Annotated in this window: 17 protein-coding genes and 1 pseudogene; 17 read left to right on the forward strand and 1 reads right to left on the reverse strand. The window is 67.4% G+C overall.

What is annotated here, in order from left to right:
• The first annotated feature begins 111 nt into the window (after nucleotides 1-111).
• The 16 genes and pseudogenes from ACWHYQ_RS05330 to ACWHYQ_RS05405 form a co-directional block, all read left to right on the forward strand.
• On the forward strand, nucleotides 112-780 hold the full coding sequence (locus tag ACWHYQ_RS05330; protein WP_447974697.1) for a LuxR C-terminal-related transcriptional regulator: 669 nt from the start codon (nucleotides 112-114) through the stop codon (nucleotides 778-780).
• A 175-nt stretch (nucleotides 781-955) separates the two neighbouring features.
• The gene (locus ACWHYQ_RS05335) at nucleotides 956-1,402 is read left to right on the forward strand and encodes a hypothetical protein (protein WP_447974698.1); all 447 of its coding nucleotides are present in this window, start codon (nucleotides 956-958) and stop codon (nucleotides 1,400-1,402) included.
• 105 nt (nucleotides 1,403-1,507) lie between these two features.
• The gene (locus tag ACWHYQ_RS05340; RefSeq protein ID WP_447974699.1) at nucleotides 1,508-1,951 is read left to right on the forward strand and encodes a hypothetical protein; all 444 of its coding nucleotides are present in this window, start codon (nucleotides 1,508-1,510) and stop codon (nucleotides 1,949-1,951) included.
• Nucleotides 1,952-2,004: 53 nt separating this feature from the next.
• Complete coding sequence (locus ACWHYQ_RS05345) at nucleotides 2,005-2,919, forward strand: hypothetical protein (RefSeq protein WP_447974700.1); 915 nt, start codon at nucleotides 2,005-2,007, stop codon at nucleotides 2,917-2,919.
• A gap of 391 nt (nucleotides 2,920-3,310) precedes the next feature.
• Nucleotides 3,311-3,598, forward strand: coding sequence for a hypothetical protein (locus ACWHYQ_RS05350; RefSeq protein ID WP_447974701.1), 288 nt, complete (start codon nucleotides 3,311-3,313; stop codon nucleotides 3,596-3,598).
• A gap of 2 nt (nucleotides 3,599-3,600) precedes the next feature.
• Nucleotides 3,601-3,765, forward strand: a complete 165-nt coding sequence (locus ACWHYQ_RS05355) for a phosphoribosyltransferase family protein (protein WP_447974702.1) — start codon at nucleotides 3,601-3,603, stop codon at nucleotides 3,763-3,765.
• 126 nt (nucleotides 3,766-3,891) lie between these two features.
• Nucleotides 3,892-4,230, forward strand: a complete 339-nt coding sequence (locus ACWHYQ_RS05360; protein WP_447974703.1) for a hypothetical protein — start codon at nucleotides 3,892-3,894, stop codon at nucleotides 4,228-4,230.
• A gap of 71 nt (nucleotides 4,231-4,301) precedes the next feature.
• A complete protein-coding gene (locus ACWHYQ_RS05365; RefSeq protein WP_447974704.1) occupies nucleotides 4,302-6,200 on the forward strand; it encodes a V-type ATP synthase subunit I in 1,899 nt (632 codons plus the stop codon).
• Nucleotides 6,201-6,284: 84 nt separating this feature from the next.
• Nucleotides 6,285-6,506, forward strand: coding sequence for an ATPase (locus ACWHYQ_RS05370; protein ID WP_447974705.1), 222 nt, complete (start codon nucleotides 6,285-6,287; stop codon nucleotides 6,504-6,506).
• A gap of 36 nt (nucleotides 6,507-6,542) precedes the next feature.
• Nucleotides 6,543-7,166, forward strand: coding sequence for a V-type ATP synthase subunit E family protein (locus ACWHYQ_RS05375; protein WP_447974706.1), 624 nt, complete (start codon nucleotides 6,543-6,545; stop codon nucleotides 7,164-7,166).
• Nucleotides 7,167-7,191: 25 nt separating this feature from the next.
• Complete coding sequence (locus tag ACWHYQ_RS05380; protein ID WP_447974707.1) at nucleotides 7,192-8,274, forward strand: V-type ATPase subunit; 1,083 nt, start codon at nucleotides 7,192-7,194, stop codon at nucleotides 8,272-8,274.
• An 89-nt stretch (nucleotides 8,275-8,363) separates the two neighbouring features.
• Nucleotides 8,364-8,693, forward strand: a complete 330-nt coding sequence (locus tag ACWHYQ_RS05385; protein WP_447974708.1) for a V-type ATP synthase subunit F — start codon at nucleotides 8,364-8,366, stop codon at nucleotides 8,691-8,693.
• Nucleotides 8,694-8,778: 85 nt separating this feature from the next.
• A complete protein-coding gene (locus tag ACWHYQ_RS05390) occupies nucleotides 8,779-10,536 on the forward strand; it encodes a V-type ATP synthase subunit A (RefSeq protein WP_447974709.1) in 1,758 nt (585 codons plus the stop codon).
• A 75-nt stretch (nucleotides 10,537-10,611) separates the two neighbouring features.
• Nucleotides 10,612-12,045: a V-type ATP synthase subunit B gene (locus ACWHYQ_RS05395; RefSeq protein WP_447974710.1), complete on the forward strand. Its 1,434-nt coding sequence runs from the start codon at nucleotides 10,612-10,614 to the stop codon at nucleotides 12,043-12,045.
• A 10-nt stretch (nucleotides 12,046-12,055) separates the two neighbouring features.
• On the forward strand, nucleotides 12,056-12,685 hold the full coding sequence (locus ACWHYQ_RS05400) for a V-type ATP synthase subunit D (RefSeq protein ID WP_447974711.1): 630 nt from the start codon (nucleotides 12,056-12,058) through the stop codon (nucleotides 12,683-12,685).
• Nucleotides 12,686-12,703: 18 nt separating this feature from the next.
• Nucleotides 12,704-13,341 (forward strand): annotated as a pseudogene (locus ACWHYQ_RS05405) (acyl-CoA dehydrogenase family protein); the annotation flags it as partial.
• Nucleotides 13,342-13,619: 278 nt separating this feature from the next.
• On the opposite strand, the gene ACWHYQ_RS05410 reads toward ACWHYQ_RS05405, so the two are convergent.
• Complete coding sequence (locus ACWHYQ_RS05410) at nucleotides 13,620-14,039, reverse strand: 4Fe-4S dicluster domain-containing protein (RefSeq protein ID WP_447975527.1); 420 nt, start codon at nucleotides 14,037-14,039, stop codon at nucleotides 13,620-13,622.
• Between the two features lie 210 nt (nucleotides 14,040-14,249).
• Here ACWHYQ_RS05410 and ACWHYQ_RS05415 point away from each other — a divergent pair, with 210 nt between their 5' ends.
• Complete coding sequence (locus tag ACWHYQ_RS05415; RefSeq protein ID WP_447974712.1) at nucleotides 14,250-16,073, forward strand: 2-oxoacid:acceptor oxidoreductase subunit alpha; 1,824 nt, start codon at nucleotides 14,250-14,252, stop codon at nucleotides 16,071-16,073.
• Nucleotides 16,074-16,082: the final 9 nt, after the last annotated feature.

A 16,082-nucleotide genomic window follows, 5' to 3' on the forward strand; every position in this document is an offset into this window, starting at 1 on the left:
TTGCCACAGGCCTTGCCCAGTCCTTGTCCCAATCTGCGACAGCGATCGCGGGAACGGCTATCCGGAGCCGCAAGTTGTCCGCGGGCATAGCATGTGCAATGTCTGGTTGCGATGAAGCACGTCATTGCCATGCTGGCCCGAGCGGCCGACGGCGCCTTCCTGGTGGATGACCAGGGGACGATCCGGTTCTGGAATCGCGCCGCCGAGCGGCTGACCGGCTATCGCGCCGCCGAGGCCATCGGCCGGTCCTGTCACGAGGTGCTCCGCGGCGAGACCCCGGCCGGCCAGCCGCTCTGCAGCCCGGCCTGCGCGATCGCGGCCAATGTGCGCCGCGGCGCCGGCGTCCGGAACTTCGACCTGCGGACTCGCACCCGGGCCGGCCGGCCGATCTGGCTGAACGTCAGCTCGCTCCCGGTGCCGTCAGCCAGGCGCAACCGGTTCTGGGCCGTCCACCTGTTCCGTGATGTGTCCCGGCAGGCCCGCGTCCGTCACCTCGTGGACGAGCTCCAAGCCGCCCTCTGCTGTGCCGCCCCGATGCCGCCCGCCTCGCAGCCCGACCCCGCGCCCGTGCCGCCTGCCACCCTGCCGCTGAGCAAACGGGAGCGCGAGATCCTCGCGCAACTCGCCTTGGGCAAAACCACCAAAGGCATTGCCGACGCCCTCTGCGTGAGCCCGGCGACCGTCCGCAACCACATCCAGCACATCCTCGAAAAGCTCAGCGTCCACAGCCGGCTCGAGGCGCTTGCCGTCGCGTTCCACCCAGGCCAAGCCGCGCAGTGAATCCCCCGTTCTTCGGTGGTCGTCCCTCGTGATTCGGCCGGAGACGCAGTCCGGCGCCCCGCTGCCACGACCGACGAACGAGGAGGCACCGCCCCCGCCTGATACGTTCGGCCCGCCCGAAAAATGACGCGACCGGCTCATTGGCAATCCACGGGGCCGGGACTACCCTGTCTCCATGAGACACTCACCCCTGATCCACAAGATGGTCGTGGCGGCCGGCGCCGTGGCGTTCGCCGCCCTGCTGCTCCTGGCACCGCACCAAGTCGCCGTGGACAGGGCGGACGAAACGTGGATTGACCGGCTCGTCACGTTCGTGACCGTCCAGCAACTCAGCGCGGGCACGACGCCGGCCGCCCGCTTCGACCTCTACTTCGAGCAACTGGCTCGTGTCCGGGCCGCCGTGCGCGCGGGGGACCATCCACGGGCCTATGCCGCGATGAACCGCCTGATGGACATGCTGGAGGCCCGGGAAGGCGGCATCGCCCCCGCGGCCGCGGAAGCGATCTGGGACTACTGCTACCAGGTCACGCCTGCAGCCTACCATGACGTGAGCCGGCACCTGCGGGGCCGGCACCGGGCCGAGGCAGGGGCCTTGGCGTTCCGGGAGCCGACGCGGAGGTGAGGCCGGTCTGCGGGAAGGGAGGTGAGGTCAGTCGCCAAGGAGGCCGTCAGGGTTTCAGACTCGTCTCAGACTCGGCGGACCGATTTAAGCAAAGGAGGATGCAAGATGATCGGGTTCTCACATAAGAGGTTCTGCCTGACGGCGTTCGTCGGCGGAGTGGTGCTGATGCTGGTGCCGATGACGGCGGCGGCGTTCGGGCCGGACTACGAAGGCTATCACGGCTGGATTGACCGGCTGACCAACGAGGTGCTGATCGCCCAGGCGTCGGCCCCCGACGCCCAGGCCGCGGCGTTCGAGCCGTACCTCGGCCAGCTCATGGTCGTCCGGACTGCGCTCGGCCGCGGGGACGAGGCGGCGGTGTATCGGGGCGTCAACCGGTTCATGGACATGCTGGAGAACGGAGAGAGCGGCATTCCGGCCGCGGACGCCCGCCGGCTCTTCGATTACTGCTTCGAGGTCACCCCGGCCAAGTACCACGACATCAGCCGCCATATCGGGAAGTATGATCCGATGCGGTGGTGGGACGAAATGATCTACGTGAGCGAGTAGCGTGCCACGCGACCGCAGTGAGGCCAAGATGGCCTAGCATGAAGGGGGCTACCATGAAGTGTCTCGACCACATAGACCTGGCGGCCATCGCGGGCGCGATCGCCTCGGTGGCCAGTGCCGGCTTTCTGTTCGCCTGGCTAGGCGTCGAGCGAGGTCCAGCGACCGAACCGGCGCCCGCCGAGCCGCGGGCGATGCTCGTGGAGCACATTGACCGCACACTCGCCGAGGCGATGGTCGCGCCCGCGCGGGTCGAGGAGGAGCGGGCCCGCACCCAGGAGGCGCTCGGGCGCGCGATCGTCAGGTTGCAACAGGCCCAGGCACACCTTTCCACCTGGCTGCCTGACTTAACCGCGGCAGCCCGTGCAGCGGCTGCCCACCGTCGAGACTTTCTCGAAGGGCGGTTTAAGTTACCCGCAGACTGGGACGGGCCGGAGTTCGCGAGGATGGAGCGGGAAGCCGAGACCCTGGCCCAGCCGCGGCTTGGCCGCCGGATCGTGACCGAGAGCTTGGCGATCGCAGCGAGGCATGGGGCGGCGGAGGAGCAGTACGGCCGCGCGCTCCTGGCGGCGACGCAGGCGCTGGAGCGGTGGGAGCGCGAGCCAGCCGCCTCGCAGCAGACGATCGCCGCGGCGGCGATGACCGCCATGGCGCTGGGCGAGCGGATGGGAGGACCGATGACGGCCGGCACGCAAGCGATCTGGCCCGGCGAGGGCCCCATCCTGCCGATCGGGCTCCTCGGAGCCGGCGCGCTCCTGCTCGCGGTCGGCGGGGGGCTGTTCGCCGCCGGGTCGGGGCCGTCCAGCCGGCGGTTCGCGGCCCACTGCGAGACCGCGGGCAAGGACGTCGAGGTGACTGTCCTGCTCAGTGACGACACGCCTTACGAGGTCACCCGGTGCTCGGCCTTCGACGGCGGACCGGTGACCTGCGGGAAGCACTGCCTCACATGGCCTGTGGCCCACGCGGCTTGACCGGGCCCGCGCACGGGAGAGCGACCACGCTCGAACCCACCGATCGGCCGCTCTCCCGCGTCGCCTCTGGCGACTCGTGACAGCGGTTCCCTCGGCATAAGCCCGGTGGAAGGCCGAGCCGTTGCTGCAAAATGCGCCAGGGCCCGGGCCCCGGCTGTAGCGGAACTCCCCCGTTCCTCCGGCCAGGCTCCGCAGATTTCTCGCAGATCCGCCCAATCTCCCGAGCCTGGCGCGCCGGCCTCCAGCCCGGACCGAGCCTATGTTCTGTCCACTTACGCGCTCGTGGCGCCCAGGCAGAATCCGAGCCAGACCGAGCCGCCGCCGCGGGGTTCTTCTGTGGCCAACGTTGGCATGCCACTTGCGGGAGTGCACAGCATGGAAGGCCCTGGGCATGGTGCCGCACCACGTGTTGATTGACGAGGCCGCCATCCAGGCCAGGGTGGAGGGCCTGGCAAAGTCCATCGCCCGGGACCTCGAGGGCCGGCCGGTTCTGTTGCTGGGCTTGCTGACGGGTAGCTTCATCTTCATGGCCGACCTGGCCCGCGCGCTTACGCGCCAGGGTAACGAGTCGCGGGCGACGTTCCTCCGAGCCTCCCACTACGGACTCGGGACGGACGCGAGCGGACGATGCGGGTGGAGGAACCCCCTCCCGCCGACCTCGCCGGGCAGGCGGTCTTGATCGTGGATGACACCCTGGACTCCGGGGAAACCCTCGCGAGGGCCGTCGCCCGGCTTCGGGGGAGTGGGCCGGCCTGGCTCCGCACCTGCGTCCTGCTGGATAAGCCGAGCCAGCGGACCGCCGCCTTCAGCGTGGACTACGTCGGGTTCACGGTACCCGATCTGTAGCTCATCGGCTACGGGCTGGACCTCGACGGCGAGGGCCGCGCTCTGCCCTATGTCGGCGCCGTCGGACCGGCACCCGCGAGCGCCACGCCTTGAAGGCCGAGCCCGGAAGCGCAAGGTCTGGTTCCCATGCCGGATGAGACAGCCACCCCCGCACCAGAAATCCTGCAGGCAATCCGGGGCGCCGAGCGCAAAGTGGAGCGGATGGTGCGCGCGGCCGAGCAGGAAGCGGCGACGCTTCTAGAACGCGCGCGAGCCCAGGCCGCAACGCTCCTCGCCGAGAAGCGCCGGAGCCTCGAGGCAACCACACAGCACCGGCTGGCCCACGGCACGAAAGACGCAGACCGCGAGGCGGAGCGGCTCGTGCTGGAGGCGAAGGTGGAGGCCAATGAGCTGAAAGCCCGCGGCCTGCGCCGGCTGGACGAAGCGGTGGAGTTGGTGTTGCGGCGCCTTCTGCCGAATTGGTAGCTCATGGCGAACAGCGACTGGCTGTCGCCTGCAGGCGACCGGCTATGTGCCGGAAGCCGTGAGCTCAGACGATGATCGAACCGATGGCAAAAGTCCGGCTGGTCTTCCCACGGCACCGCCTGGACAGGGTGACCGCCCTCCTGCAGGAGGCGGGCGTGGTGCACATCGAGTCCGCACCAGCCGAGGCCGCGCAAATTCCCTTGCGCCCTCAGGTGATGGACGAGTCCACCCGTCAATGCCAGGCCGAATTGGACCGCCTGCACGAAGAGCTGCGCCGGCTCCTCCTGCTTTTGCCCGAAGCGCCACCGGCCGCGGCCAAACGGGAGGCCGCAGGCAGGCTGCAGAACCTGGAAGACTGGCGACGGATCAGCCAGATCGTCCGACAGGTGGGAACCCGGGTGGACTACCTCACGAGCCGCCTGAAGCTGTGCGAAGACGAGTTGGCCCTGCTGTCCAAATATGAGCGCGCGGTCACGGCGCTGGCGCCATTCCTCCGATTGATCAAAGACAGCGACGAGCTCGATCACCTCGGAGTCACGATCGAGGAGGAAGAAGGGCGCGAACGTGTGCTGCCGCTTCTGCATGAGTTGGTGGCCAAGGTGACCGACAACCGGTATGAGCTGTTCCACAGCCGGCTCGACGCGCGCAGCATGGCGGTGCTGCTGGTCTTTCCGAAGACCTCTACCGCCCGCATCCGCAGTCTCCTCTGGGAGGAGGGGATCAACGAACTGCGCCTGCCTGCATCGGTCTCGGATAAACCGCTGGGCCAGGCGCTCCGCATCATTCTCAAGAAAAAGGTGGACCTACCCCTTCGCGCCGCCCGCTATCGAGAGGACCTCCTCGAGGTGGCCAGGACTTGGCGGCAGGAGCTGCTGCGGCTCCGCGACGCCGTGGCCCAACGCCTGCAGCAGATCGAGGTCGCCTCGTCCTTCTACCAGACCGAGTTGGCCTCCTTCATTTACGGGTGGGTTCCACGCCGCGCGCTGGGCGCCCTGCGCGCCGGAATTGCAAAGGAATTCGGCGGGCAGGTGGTGCTGGAAACCTGTCCGATCCAACAGGCAGAATGGGAAACGGTCCCCGTAGTGCTGCACAACCCCCGGTGGCTCCGGCCCTTCGAGTCCCTCACGCGACTGATCGCCCTGCCGCGGTACGGCAGCATCGATCCTACTCCCTACCTCGCGGTCTTCTTCCCGCTCTTCTACGGAATGATCCTCGGCGACGTGGGGTACGGGCTGTTGCTGCTGATCGCCGCGACCGTGGTCCGGCATCGCTTTGGTCAGCACCCGCTCCTTCGCGACCTGTCGCTCGTCTTCCTTGTCGCTTCGGGGGCAGCCGTGCTGTTCGGGTGTCTGTTCGGAGAGCTGTTTGGGGAACTCGGCGAGTCCATCGGCCTGCGTCCCGTCCTCAACCGCATGCAGGCGTTCATTCCGCTCCTGTACCTCTCAATCGGCGTTGGAGCTGGTCACGTCTCCCTGGGGATTCTCCTGGGCGCGTTCTGGGCCTGGCGGCAAGGCCACCGGCACGAGTGTCTCGCCAAGCTGGGAGGGTTGGTGCTGGTGCTGAGCTTTGTCACGCTGATCGGCGGGCTGTCCGGCCTCTTCCCGCCCCTCTGGGCGAGGGTGGCCTCGGCGAGCCTGCTCGGAGCGCTCGCCTTGACCTTCATCTTCGGCGGGCCGCGGGGGGCCATGGAGCTGCATAACCTGGTCAACGTGCTCTCCTATCTCCGTCTGATGGGGATTGGCGTGGCCTCAGCGGCGCTGGCGTTCGCGGCCAACAAGCTCGGCGGGGCGGTCGGCAATGTGCTCCTGGCCATGGTGATCGGGGGGACCCTCCACACGATCAACTTGGTCTTCGGCCTCCTCTCCCCGACCATCCAGTCCCTGCGGCTCCATTACGTGGAGTTTTTCGAAAACTTCTTTGCGCCGGGAGGCAAGCCGTATCGGCCGTTCAAGAGAGGAGCGGACAGCTGACAGCGATCAGCCCAAGAGGGGAAACGCTGTGGCTGCGCTGGATCCTGACCGTCGGCTATCCGCGAGTTGCGTAGGAGGTATGCGATGACGGACCTCGGACTGATCGCCATCGGGGCCGGGCTGGCCATCGGGCTGGCGGCACTGGCCACAGGGCTCGCGCAGGCCAAGATCGGCTCAGCGGCCGTGGGGGCCATTCTGGAGAAACCGGAATCCTTGGGCACCGTCCTGATTCTCCTGGTCATCCCCGAGACGCTGGTGATCTTCGGCTTCACGGTGGCAATCCTGATTCTGTTCACGCTGAAGTGAGCCGGCAGCCAACGGCGAGCGACTCGCTGAGAAGCCATGGCGTACGAACACCTCATCGCGGCGCTGCTGGAAGAGGGGGACGCCAAGTGCAAGGGGATCCTGCGCAAGGCCCGAGCCGAGGCCGAACGGCTGATCGCCGAAGCCGCCGCTGCCGCCGCGACCTTGGAGCGCGAGGCCGACCAGTCCACACAAAGCGAACTGGCTCGACAGCGCGCAGAGGCGCTGAGCCGGGCGTCGCTCTCGCGACGCCACCTTCTCTTGCAGGCGAAGCATGAGGTGCTGGATGCGGTCTGGCGGCGGGTGACCGAGACCGCGGCGGCGCTCACTGGCCCGGATCGGGCTCGCGTCTTGCGTGGACTGCTCGACGAACTGTTGGCAGCGGCGCCGCCCGGACCACTCACCGTGATCATTGATCCCCGGGAACGGGCCTCTCTGGCGCCGTATCTCCGAGCGCGCAACCTGACGATGGAAGAACGGTCGCAGGACGATCTCCTCTTGGGCGCGGCGGTCGTCGCGGACGGCGAAATTCTCCGGACGAGCTTGGCCACTCGGCTCGCCAAGGCAAGGCCGCAGCTCCTCCTCGAGCTGAACCGGCTGTTGTTTAGCGAGCAGCAGGCAAGCGGCGAGGGGCAAGAAGCGCGAGGCAACCGCAGCCCCTAGCCCCCAGCCGCAGCCCCCACGGACTATGGACGACTACGCGTATTTCAACGCCCGGGTCAGGGCCATGCAGGGCCGGCTGTTGACCCGAGAACAGTACGAGGCGCTGCTCGCGCAGGACACGACCGGGGGCATCGTAGAGCGCCTGCGGGACTCAGCCTATGCGGAGGCGCTGGAGCGAGTCGTTGAGGCGCCAGGGTCGCAAGCCGGCCCGGACCCAACCGTTCGGCTCGACGAAGCGCTCAGGCGGGATTTGGCTGGGACGTTGGCGAAGCTCAGACGTCTCGCGTCGGATCGCATGCTGGAAGTGCTGGAGGCGATTCTGCTTCGCTGGGATGCGTATAATCTGAAGACCATCCTGAGAGGGAAACGGGCCGCCGCCCCGATCGAAGAGATCTTAGCTGCAACGGTTCCCGCGGGAATCCTCGACGAACTCGCGTTGGCCGAATTGTCCAGAGCCCCGACGGTCGGGGTGGTGGTGGACACGCTCGCCACCTGGCGCATGCCGCTCGCCCGTCCGCTCCGCAAAGGACTCACACGGCTCGGCGAATCCGCATCCCTGCAGCCAGTGGAGTTCGAGCTCGACGGTTTCGCCTTCGCGCACGCCCTGGACGTGGTAGCGGATGGGGACGACAACGACGCTGTCGTCAGGAGTTACCTGCGCCTGCTGGTGGATCGGACGAATCTGTTGACTGCGCTGCGCTATCTGGAGGAACGGAGCGCTCGGTCTCCCCTTGAGGCGGCCCACCACTTCCTCGAAGCGGGGGGTCGGTTCACCCGCTCTCAGTACGAGGCCGTGGTCAGCGCCCGTGATCTCCGGCACGGGCTGTCCTTGCTGGCCGGCGGCCCGTTTCACTGGCTGGCGGCCGCGGGTGCAGAGGGCCCCCCCCTGTCGCTTCCAGCCCTGGAACGACGGCTTGATCGGGCGCTCCTCCGGGAAACACTGAGGCTCTCACGAGGCGATCCGCTCGGCATGGGGGTAGGACTGGCTTATCTGGAGCGAAAGCTCAACGAGACGCGGAACCTCCGCATGATCGCGCGCGGAAAGACCCTGGGCATGAGTCGCGAGCAGATCGCGGAGTGGCTGATCATCGAGACCGGCGATCGGTGAGGCGTGCTGGGCGACGGAGTTGACCAGGCGAAACTTAGGCGATCACCGCGTCACCCATCGCCCATCGCGCGGCGCGCATCGCTAATGGTATGGCTCGGCTGAGGGTGCTCACGGATTCCGAGACCGCGCTCGGGTTTCGGCTGGCCGGAGTGGAGGTCACCGAAGTGGCCACGCCGGCCGAGGCGGGCGAGCGACTCCTTGCCCTGCTCCGGGCCAGAGAGACCGGGATCGTGATCTACAACGAAGACTTTGTGTCCGCCGTTCCGGAGCCCACCCGGACTGCTCTGGAGGAGAGCCTGACTCCAGTCTTCTTCGCGCTCCCGGTGGCGCGGACCGCCCCGCTCGGCGAGCCCCGGGAGGACTACCTGGCCCGGCTGCTCCGCCGGGCGATCGGCTATCAGTTGAAGCTCAAGCGATGAGCGAGCGGCAACCAGCTACCGGCCAGCGGCAGGTGGCTCAACGCGCCGGGCGGCGCGCGACTGGCCACCGGCTTTTTACCACGCGATGAGCGGCACAATCGTTCAAATCTCCGGACCGACCGTGGTCGCGCGAGGGATGACACAGACCCGGATGTTCAACCGCGTCGCGGTCGGCCGGATGGGCTTGCTCGGGGAAGTGATCCGCATCCGGCAGGACGAAGCCACGATCCAGGTGTACGAGGAGACGACGGGGCTGTCGCTCGGCGAAGAGGTCGTGGACGCCGGTGAGCCACTCTTGGTGGAACTGGGACCGGGGCTTCTGGGCTCCGTCTTCGATGGGGTGCAACGTCCGCTGGACGTGATCGCAGCCCAACGGGGCGACTGGATCACCCCGGGAGTCACCGTTCCGGCCCTGCCTCGGGACCGACAATGGGCCTTCACACCGGTGGTCCCCCCCGGGACTCCGGTGACCGGCGGGGTCTGCGTGGGAGTGGTCCAGGAGACTGAGAGGATCCAGCACCGCGTGCTGGTCCCGCCAGGCGTGTCCGGCACCGTCCGCGAAATTCGAGAAGGGGCCTTCACCGTCGCCGAGCCCATCGCGCTGCTGGACGGCGACCGCCCGATCACGATGTTGCAACGGTGGCCGGTGAGAACGCCCCGCCCGGTCACCGAGCGGCTCCCTCCAATCGTGCCGTTCGTAACCGGGCAACGGGTCTTGGACATGCTCTATCCCGTCGCTTTGGGTGGAACCGTGATCGTGCCCGGCGGGTTTGGAACCGGCAAGACGGTCGTCGAACAGACCTTGGCAAAATACGCGCAAGCGGACATCATCGTCTACATCGGCTGTGGAGAGCGGGGCAACGAAATGACGGAGGTGCTGGCCGACTTTCCTCGTCTGAAGGATCCGGGCACCGGCTTGCCGCTCATGCAACGGACCATCCTCGTCATCAATACCTCCAACATGCCGGTGGCGGCCCGCGAAACTTCAATCTACACGGGCATCACGCTGGCCGAGTATTACCGGGATATGGGTTACGCGGTCGCCTTGATGGCCGACAGCACCTCGCGCTGGGCCGAGGCCACGCGTGAAATTTCCGCGCGGCTCGAAGAGATGCCCGGGGAAGAAGGGTATCCCACCTACCTGTCCACCAAGCTGGCCGGCTTCTACGAACGCGGAGGCCGGGTTCGCTGCCTCGGAGACCCCACCCGGCAGGGATCCGTCACCATTGTGTCGGCCATCTCCCCGCCCGGCGGCGATTTTTCGGAGCCAGTGACCCAGAGCTCGATGCAGGTGGCTGGAGCCCTCTGGGCGTTGGACCCGGATCTGGCCCACCGTCGCCATTTTCCCGCCATCAACTGGAAGCGCAGTTTCTCCCTCTACACCGCCCCCCTCGACCCCTGGTTCCGGACGGAGGTGGCACCGGACTGGCCGCAGCTCCGAGCTGACCTCGCGGCCCTGCTCCAGAAGGAGGAGGAACTCAAGGAGATCGTTCAGCTCGTCGGGCTCGACGCGCTCCAAGATCAAGAGCGCCTGGTCCTTGAATCGAGCCGCCTCATCCGGGAGGAGTATCTCCGGCAGAACGCCTATTCGGAGATCGACGCCGCCTGTCCGCTTGAGAAGCAGTACTGGATGCTTAAAGCGCTGCTGAAGTTTTTGGCCTACGGCCAGACACTCCTCAAACAGGGGCGCCCGATCGAACAACTGCTGAGCTCGCCGTTCCGCGCAGAGCTGGCGCGTCTGAAGGACATCCCGCCCGACGCCTGCCTCCAGCGGGCTCGCGCCCTGATCGAGAAGATGGAACAGGAACTGCAGAACCCGCGGCACGCGACAGGTGACAAGTGACGGGTACGCCGCGGATTACACCGAGGCCTACAAGCAGTCTCCGACGCGTCACCCGCCACGCGTCACGGTCATACGATGGACGACCTGATCACCCGAGAATACGAGACGGTCAGCGGCCTCGCCGGCCCGCTCCTGTTCGTTGACCGCGTCAGGGCCGCCTCGCTCGGCGAGTTGGTCGAACTCCTGCTGCCGAGCGGAGAGCCCAGGCGAGGCCAGGTCATCGAGCTGTCTGCGCGCCATGCTGTGATCCAAGTGCTGGAGGAAACGACCGGTATTGGGATCGCCGGGACGCGCGTGCGCCTGACGGAATCGGTGGCGATGATGGATCTCTCGCCGGATCTCCTGGGCCGCCGCTTCAACGGCGGGGGACGCCCGATTGACGGCCTCCCGCCGGTCATCCCGGACACCCGCAAGGCGATCGTCGGGCAGCCCATCAATCCGGTCGCCCGCGACAAACCGGCGCACTTCATCCAAACGGGTATTTCGACGATCGACGGGCTCAACACGCTGGTCCGCGGACAAAAGCTCCCGATCTTCTCGGGAGCCGGCCTGCCGGCCAAGGAACTGGCCGCCCAGATCCTCAGACAAGCCACGGTGAGGGTGCTGTCCCCCTCGCCCGGGATCGAGATCGGCACCAGCCAAGAAGCCGGAGCCGGTCCCTTTGCGCTCGTGTTCGCCGCCATGGGGGTGACGTTTCGTGATGCCTCCTTCTTCCTGCAGGAGTTCGAGCGCGAAGGGGTGATGGAGCATACCGTCGTCTTCCTGAACAGGGCCGACGACCCCGCCATCGAGCGGCTGCTCACCCCTCGCTTCGCTCTGACCGCGGCCGAATATTTCGCCTTCGAGTTGGGCTGGCACGTGCTGGTCATCTTGACCGACATGGCGGCCTATTGTGAGGCGCTGCGGCAGATCGCCACCGCCCGGGAAGAGATTCCGGGCCGGCGCGGCTACCCGGGCTACATGTATTCCGATCTTGCCTCGATCTATGAACGGGCTGGGCGGATCAAGGGCAAGCCGGGCTCGATCACCCAGCTCCCGATTCTGACTATGCCAGACGACGACATGACGCATCCGATTCCGGATCTGACAGGGTACATCACTGAGGGCCAACTCGTGCTCTCGCGGGAGTTGCACCGCAGGGGGATCGTTCCCCCGATCGACGTGCTGCCCAGCCTGTCGCGGCTCATGAACCTCGGGATCGGGACGGGGAAGACCCGCGAGGACCACCGCGCGGTGGCCGATCAGCTCTACACCCTCTACGCGCAGGGACGAGAGGTGCGGCGGCTGGCTGCCATTGTGGGAGAGGATGGGCTCACCGAGCCGGACCGACGGCTCCTGAAGCTCGCCCAGGATTTCGAGCAGGAGTTCGTGAACCAGGGCGATCGCAACCGCTCACTCGAGGAGACACTGGAACTGGGCTGGAAATTCCTGCGGTACTTGCCGATGGACCAGCTCACGCGCGTCAAGCCGGAGCTGATTGACCGTTATTACGGGGCGCGGCCGACGTAAGGGGGGAATCATGGAGCCGGTCGCCCGGACGCGGATGCAGCTCCTGTCGCTCAAGCGCCAGATCGAGGCGGCGGAGCGGGGGCTCGAGCTGCTTCGGAGCAAGCGCGAGGCCCTCGTCCGCGAATTCTTCACGGTAATGGGCCAGGTGGCGGAACATCGCGGGGAACTGGAGGCTGCGACGGCGCAGGCCCGCTCGTCCCTGGCGCTGGCGCTCGGTATGGAAGGACATGCACCGCTCCGGTCCGCCGGGTTTGCCACGAAGCGGGACGTGCTGATCGAGCTCACCGAACGCAACGTCTGGGGCGTGCGATTTCCGGACCTCCGGCACGCACCAGTGGCCCGGGCCGCCGATGCCCGCGGGTACGCGCTCTCGGGCGTGTCAACCTATCTCGACCAGGCCGCGCGCCGGTTCGAAGCCGTGCTCGAGCTGATCCTGCGCAGCGTGTCGGTGGAGCTCCGCCTCAAAAAACTGGGGGCCGAGATCAAAAAGGCGACACGCCGGATCAACGCGCTCGATGAGATTCTGGTGCCGTCCCTGAAACGACAGGTGCGCGAGATTCGCCAGACGCTCGAAGAACGCGAACGGGAAGATCTTTTTCGAATGAAACGGTTCAAAGAGGACGTCGGAGGCGAGGAGTGAGGGGGTGAGAGGACCGACATGGATTTCAACCCGACCGACGAGCAGAAGATGGTGCGAGGGCTGGTCCGGCACTTCGTGGACGAGGCAATCGCGCCCGGTGCGGCCGAGCAGGACCGAGCTGGCCGGTTTCCGCGCGAGCTGATCCACAAAATGCCGAGCTGGGCCTGCTCGGCGGACCCGTCCCGAAGGACTACGGGGGCACCGGGCTCGACTCTATCGGCCACGCCCTCATCACCGAGGAGATCGGGCGCGTGGACTCCTCCCTCCGCACCCCGCTCTCCGTCCAGGTCTCGCTCGTCGCGCTGACGCTCCTCCGCTGGGGGACCGAGGCGCAGAAGCGCCGGCACCTGCCGGAGCTGTGCGAGGGCCGCCGGCTCGGCTGCTTGGGGTTGACGGAACCCAATGCGGGGAGCGACCCGGCGGCCATGGAGACGAGGGCCATCAAACGCGGGGACCAGTGGGTCCTCAACGGCACGAAGACCTGGATTTCAAACGCGACGGTCGCGGATCTGGCGCCGATCTTCGCTCAGACGGACCCGACGAAACGCCACCCCGGGATCGCCGCGTTCCTGGTCGAAGCTGAGACGCCGGGGTCCTCCCAGCGCCCGATCGTCGGCAAGCTCGGACTCCGCGCCTCCAACACCGGGGAGTTGCTGTTCGAGGACTGCGCGGTGCCGGAGACGGCGCTCCTCGGAGCGGTTGGGGACGGCTTCACGGTCGCCATGTCGGCCTTGGACAACGACCGATACAGCGTTCCCCGGCCGAGTCACTCCCTGATCCGGAGAGCCGCCTCCGTGGGCGAACTCCTTGTAGGGATTGAGCACCAAGCTGAGCTGGTCCTTCCGGATATCCTGTCCCTGTTCCGCGATCTCGAGCCCGGACTCCGTAGCCGAAACCTGCTTCACGCAAACCACGAGGTGCGCCCGGCTTCCCGTTACAAGCCCTCGTACCGCGGCCCGCCTTCGGATGGGGCACGCCAGACGATGTTCTGCACCCCGTCCCCCTCCCGCACGTCGAGGGGATCCTTGACGACGCAGGTGCGGCAGTGGAGGCAGTGTGCAACGTTCGCCTTCAACACCCCCAGCGCAGCTCCCCACCCGCGCCCACCGCGGAAACACAACGAGCGGAGGGCCGGAACGAGCAGCTCAGATACGGTGGGAGTCTCGGAGGGGCTTAAGGCTTCCCGGACCTGCCTTCCAAGGAAAGCTGCCGGGCTTGCGCACCACCCCTGCACCCGACTCCCTGTCGCTGTGGTGTTTCTCCGTGCCGACCCTCCGCTCACTTTAACAATATGCGAGCCTAGGCTTCTGCGCAATGAGTCGAGCATACCTCTCGCCGCCTGATCCGCCTGCATCAGACAGAAGGCCTCGGCGCACTGAGGCGTTTCGCAACAACGGTCGGCTCCGGCTTGGCCCGAATCTCCCCAGGGAGCCCATGGATCGCTCGTTCGCCAACGCCCCGAGCCCGCGAAGTTCCCGGGGTTTCACCGCGCCGACGCGTGACCCCTCGTCGGATGCCCGGGCACGGGGCGTGCATCCACAGGGAAGCCGGGGAGAGCCGAACAATGGCGGCGGAGCGGACCGAGAGCCGAGCCGAGGCGGCGGTGGCGTTCGTGGGGAGCGGCGGCACCGGCGTCATGACGGCCGGCGAGCTCCTGCTCTCGACTGCGGCGTCCTGTGGGCTATACGGAATCTTAACCAAGAGCTTTGGCCCGCAAATCCGCGGTGGCGAGAGCGCCTGCTTCGTTCGCCTCGGATCGGTGCCGTTTCAGAAGCAGGCGGACGACCTCGACGTCGTGATCGCCTTCGATTGGCGCAACGTGGAGCGGTTCCAAGAGGAGCTCCGCCTCCGCCCCGGAGCCTGGATCTTGTACGAGGAGACCCAAGGCGAGCCTCCGGCCGCGTTGGCTGCGCAAGCCGCGCGCTGTCTGCCGATGGCCTGGAACGCCCTGACGGCGAGCGCCGGGAGAGGAACAGGGCACCCGAATATCCTGGTCCTGGGGATGGTGGGCTTTCTCTTGGGCCTCCACCAAACGGCGGCCCTCGACGCGATCACGAAACGGTTGGGCATCAGAGGAGCCGGTCTTGAGGGCGAGGCGCCGGCGGCCGCGATGGAGCTGTTGCACACAGGCCGGCGATGGGCGGAGCAGACCTGGGCAACCCCGCCCTTTCCCCTGTCGGCGCCGCCGCAGGCCTCGCGACGCTGGGTCATCACCGGCAACCAGGCTGTGGTGATCGGCAGTCTCCGGGCGGGCTGTGAGTTCTATGCCGGATACCCGATCACGCCGGCGACCGACATCATGGAGGAGCTGAGCGAACAGCTTCCTGCCCGAGGCGGCATCGTGATCCAGGCGGAGGATGAGCTGGCCGCCATCGCCATGGCGATCGGCGCGTCATTCGCGGGCAAGAAGGCCATGACGGGCACCTCGGGGCCCGGCTTCTCCCTGATGGCCGAAGGGTTGGGCCTGGCCGTGATGGCCGAAATCCCGCTGGTCGTCGTCAATGTGCAGCGAGGCGGCCCCAGTACTGGCCTGCCAACCTGGACCGAACAGGGCGACCTTTGGGCGGCCCTGGCATCGAGCCATGGAGACAATCCGCGGATCGTGCTCGCTCCCTCCTCGATACGAAGCTGCATCGAGTTGACCGTGAGCGCCTTCAACCTGGCCGAACGTTACCAGGTGCCGGTGATCCTGCTGAGCGATCAATACCTGGGAGGACGCACCGAGATCGTGGACCCGGTCGCGCTCGAGGCCCTCCCGGTCGAGCACCGGCGATGGGCCCAAGCGGCCGAAGCCGGCGGCTTCCGGCGGTTCGGGGCTCCCCCCGCAGAGCCGGTCGCCCCGATCCCCCTGCCGGGCACGCCCGGGACCGAGTATACGGCCGACGGGCTGGAGCATGACGAGCGCGGCGCGCCCGACACCTCTCCGCTGACGCATCGGAGCCAGGCGGAACGGCGCGTGCGGAAACTCGCCCCGCTGGAGAGGGAAGAGGGCTGGATCGAACAGTGCGGGGATCCCGGCGCCCGCGTGGGCCTGATCGGATGGGGCTCGACCGGGGGCGTGGTTCGCGAGGCGGTCCAGATCGCGCAGAGACGAGGCCTGTCCCTCAAGGGATTCATCCCGCACTTGCTGTTCCCGGTCCAGCCGGCCCGCCTGAACCCGTTGCTCCGGCCGCTGCGCACCCTGTACGTGGTCGAGCTGTCCTCGCTTCGCCAGTTCTACCGCTATCTACGCACCTGGTACGACCTGCCCGGCCACGTGGTGCCGATCGCGCGCCCCGGGGGCCTTCCTTTCCGAACCTCGGAAGTCCTGGCGGCGCTCGCGCTGCCCGAGCGGCGCTCGGCAGTCGCCGCGCCCCCGGGGCAGCCGCCGCCGCTGGACGCCGGCTAGGGAGGGCCG

The sequence above is a fragment of the Nitrospira sp. Kam-Ns4a genome, from assembly GCF_965152595.1.